A 4,254-nucleotide genomic window follows, 5' to 3' on the forward strand; every position below is an offset into this window, starting at 1 on the left:
CCAGGTCGATGTCCTCTTTCTGGCCGGCCGCGGCCGTGGCGTAGTTGGTGTTGGACACCGGATCCAGGACGTCGAAGGTCCCTCCACCCACCGAATCCACGAATTCACCGTTGATGTAGTGCTGGATGTGCGTGGGCAGGTCCTTGGGAACGTACCGGGTTTCGGCCTTTTCGGCGGTGAACGTCATCGTCTTCTCCTTAGTCCTGTGGGGTGGAACGGTCGGTTGACGCGGCCTGGGCCGGGTAGGCGCCCGGCATGGCCCTGGCCGTTTCCCATTCCTGGTACTTCGTCCGCCATTCGGTGTTCAACGGATACAGGCCGTCCACGCTGTGGCCCTGTTCCACCATTTCCGTGATGAAGATTTCCTCGCGTTCCTGGGCGATGGACTCGTCCGCCACTTCCTCGGCCAGCGCGGGCGGGATCACCAGGATGCCGTCGGCGTCGGCCACGATGATGTCACCGGGCTGGACGGTCGCGCCGCCGCACGCGATGGTGATGTCGGTGTCCCACGGGATATGGCGCCGGCCCAGGACGGCGGGGTGCGGGTTGGCGTAGTAGGTGGGCAGCTCCATGGCCGCCACGGCGGAGAAGTCCCGGACGCCGCCGTCGGTGATGATGGCGGCCGCGCCACGGACCTGGGCGCGCAGGGCGAGGATGTCCCCGACGGTTCCGGTGCCCTTTTCGCCGCGGGCTTCCATCACCAGGATCTCGCCTTCACGAACGGAGTCGATGGCCCGCTTCTGGGCGTTGAAGCCTCCGCCGTGGGTCCGGAAGAGATCCTCCCGGTTGGGTACGTAGCGCAAGGTCCGGGCCAGACCGACGACCCGCCTGTCCGGCCGGGTGGCGGTGAGGCCGTCGATGCTGACGTTATTGAGGCCGCGCTTGCGCAGCTGGGAGGACAGCGTTGCCGTGCAGACGCTTTCGAGCTTTCGTTTCAGCTCCGGGCTCAGCGCGGAAAGCATTGCCGGTAGTCCGGCGGCTTCGCGTGACCCGTACGCCTCCTCCCGCTGGACGTCATCAGCCGTGGGCTGGGCACCGAAGTCGCCGAACGGCGTCGAGCCTTTCGCCACCTGGGTGATCAGCCGCCCGGTGGCGAATTCGGCCCCGCTGACTTCCACCTCGACGACGTCGCCGGGTTCGGCGACCGACGCCCCGGCCGGCGTGCCGGTGAGGATGATGTCCCCCTTTTCGAGGGTGAGCAGCTGTGAGAGGTCAGCCACCAGTCGCGCGAAGGGGAAGAGCAGGTCCTCCGTGGTGTCGTCCTGGACCACCTCGCTGTTGTGCCAGGTGCGGATACGCAGTCCGGCGGGGTCGACGGCGTCTGCCGGGATGAGCACCGGACCCACCGGGGTGAAGCCGTCGCCACCCTTGGAACGGAGGTTGGAGCCCTTGTCCGCAGAACGGAGATCATAGACGCCGAGGTCATTGCTCGCGGTGACCCATTCCACGTGGTTCCAGGCGTCCTCGATGCTGACGCGACGGGCAGGCTTGCCGATGATCAGGGCAATTTCGCCTTCATAGCCCAGCAACTCGCAGCCGGCGGGCCGCTCCACGATGGACCCGCTCAGCGACAGGGATGAGGAAGGCTTCAGGAAGTAGGAGGGCTGGGCCGGAGTGCGTCCACGCTGGGCGGCACGGCTGGGGTAGTTGATGTGGACGGCGATGACCTTGCGGGCTTCCGCCAGGGTGTTGTCGGTGACCTGCTTCAAAGTTCTCCTCACGTCCGGTTGCTCACGAGATCCGGGTCTGCGGTGCGTGCATGGGGTAGCCCAGCGGGCCGGACCACCTGAGGTCCTCCCGTCGACAGGATGGGCGCGAAGAATGCGGCGAGCTCAGCCGTCGCCGTCAGCGGCAGGACGTCGGCCACGTACTGGTCCGGACGTACCACCACGACGACGCCGCCGCGGTCGATGCCGCGCAGGTCGAAGATGTCTGCTGCCGGGTCGACGGCGTAGACGTTCTCGAGGTAGGTGAGGTGGAACGGACCCACCTGCGGTTTGAACACAGCCGGGACGGCTCCGATGTCGATGTTCGCGTGGTCCTGTTGGTAGATCACCTTGACGTCGAACCATGCGTTCCGGTCAGCGTTCGACGGCGTCGCGGTCAGGGGCGATTCCGGCGAGTTCGTGATCCAGTCGGCGAAGGCGGCTCCGGGCGACGCCGCGCACTGCTGTCCTGATTCGGGGGATGCCGCGTCGGCGAAGACGTAGATGCGCCACCGGCCGTCCGCCCTGGCCTGGTGACCGAGGTGCACGGGATTGGTGTCGCAGACCCGCACCACGGGCGCGGACTTGAAGCGCTTGCCGATGGGAAAACCGGGAGCCAGGTCCTGGTGCTCCGGCACGGCGACAAGCATGGAAGGCGCGTACTGGGTCCGAAAGCCGGCGGGGAATTCAGCGGTGCGCACGTAGAAGTCCTCCAGCTCGGAGGGGCTCTCGAACTCCTCGGGCTTCTTCGCCATGAGTGTGGACCACTCCTTGTCGAAGTGGATGAGGTCCTTGGCAATGACCTGGCGCTCGGCCGAATACGTGGACAGCAGGCTCTCCGGGCTGCGGCCCTCAAGCACGTGCCCGAGCTTCCACCCCAGATTGAAGCCGTCCTGCATGGAGACGTTCATGCCCTGGCCGGCCTTCGCGCTGTGCGTGTGGCAGGCGTCACCGGTGATGAACACGCGCGGCGTACGGGTGCCGGGTTCCTCCGGAAGGACGTCGTCGAACCGGTCGGTGAGCCGGTGGCCCACCTCGTACACGCTGTGCCAGGCGACATTGCGCACGTCGAGCGTATAGGGGTGGAGGATGGCGTTGGCCTTGGCAATGATCTCCTCGATGGTCGTCCCGCGCACGGCCCCTTTGCCGTTCGGGTCGACCACTCCGAGGTCGACGTACATGCGGAAAAGATGGCCGCCTTCGCGCGGGATCAGGAGGATACTGCCGCCCGTGCCGGACTGGATGGCACACTTCAGCCGGATGTCGGGGAAGTCCGTGGTCGCGAGGACATCCATGACGCCCCAGGCATGGTTGGCCTGATCGCCGGCGAGCGTGCAGCCGATCGATTCCCGAACCCTGCTGCGTGCGCCGTCCGCGCCGACCACGAACTTGGCTCGAACAATGCGCTCCTTGCCTTCGTCGGGGCCGGCTGTGGAAAGAAGCCGCGCGCTGATCGGGTAGGCGCCGTCGCCGGTGACGTCGAGGCCGACGAATTCGAACCCGTAGTCGGGGGACATACGCGTGGGCGAGTTCGCCATGAACTCGGCGAAGTAGTCCAGTACGCGGGCCTGGTTGACGATGAGGTGCGGGAACTCGCTGATGCCCGTCGCGTCGTCGACGGCGCGGGCGGCGCGGACGATGCGCGAAGGGTCTTTCGGGTCCGGCTTCCAGAACGCCATCTCGGTGATCCGGTAGGCCTCGGCGATGATTCGCTCGGCGAAACCGAAAGCCTGGAAGGTCTCGACGCTTCGGGCCTGGATGCCGTCGGCCTGGCCGATGGCGAGCCGCCCGTCCCGGCGCTCCACGACGCGCGTGGTGATACCGGGGAACTGGGACAGTTGCGCCGCTGCCAGCATGCCGGCAGGCCCGCTGCCCACGATGAGCACGTCGACCTCGTGGGGAAGCACCCCAGGCCGGTCGATACCGACTCCGGCGGCCGGCTGGACGCGCGGGTCCCCGGATACGTAACCGTGGTGATGAAACTGCACGGACTTTCCTCACTTCGTCGTGTGGCTGGTCGTCGCCGTCGGACTGTGTTCGATAAAAGAAAGTGGCGTTCGATAATCGAAACATGGTCCTCGATCCGAAACTGTACGCCAGGCAGGACGCGGGTGACAAGCATTCATTCCTCATGGACCTGCCCAACCTGTTCCCAACAGCGGAGGGTGCTGGCCGTGTCGGTTCTAGAGTCTTGGCAGGTAGACCGCCGCTTCCTCGTGCGAAAGCCCCGTCGCTTCGAGGAGATCGACGATCAGGGGCCGGAACAGGAGAATAAGTGCCTCCCCTTCGAGCCGCTGGACGTGCAGTGCCTTGGGGTGGAGGTCCGTTGCGACGGCGGCGAGCGCATTGCGGGCGGAGCGGAGATTCGCCCGGCGCTCGGCGCCGTCCGACGTGGACAGGGCGCGGCTCAGCACGTCCACTCCATCGGCGGTGTCCTCGAGCGCCTGGCTGAGGGAGGCGATGGCCTCGTCGGTCAGTGCGGCGTGGTTGATGACGGAGGTGAGGCGGCGCGAGAACACCCTGCTGTTGCGGATGGCGAGGTCGATCG

The 4,254-nt window shown here is 66.5% G+C and carries 2 protein-coding genes and 2 pseudogenes; all 4 read right to left on the reverse strand.

Features of this window, described 5'->3' with window-relative positions:
- A pseudogene (locus Y705_RS20290) lies at positions 1-187 on the reverse strand (5-carboxymethyl-2-hydroxymuconate semialdehyde dehydrogenase); the annotation flags it as partial.
- 10 nt (positions 188-197) lie between these two features.
- The gene (locus Y705_RS20295; protein ID WP_049822823.1) at positions 198-1,709 is read right to left on the reverse strand and encodes a fumarylacetoacetate hydrolase family protein; all 1,512 of its coding nucleotides are present in this window, start codon (positions 1,707-1,709) and stop codon (positions 198-200) included.
- Positions 1,710-1,717: 8 nt separating this feature from the next.
- Complete coding sequence (locus Y705_RS0114465) at positions 1,718-3,694, reverse strand: FAD-binding monooxygenase (protein ID WP_026533372.1); 1,977 nt, start codon at positions 3,692-3,694, stop codon at positions 1,718-1,720.
- A 195-nt stretch (positions 3,695-3,889) separates the two neighbouring features.
- A pseudogene (locus tag Y705_RS22470) lies at positions 3,890-4,254 on the reverse strand (FUSC family protein); the annotation flags it as partial.

Source organism: Arthrobacter sp. H41 (assembly GCF_000520535.1).
Lineage (GTDB): Bacteria > Actinomycetota > Actinomycetes > Actinomycetales > Micrococcaceae > Arthrobacter_D.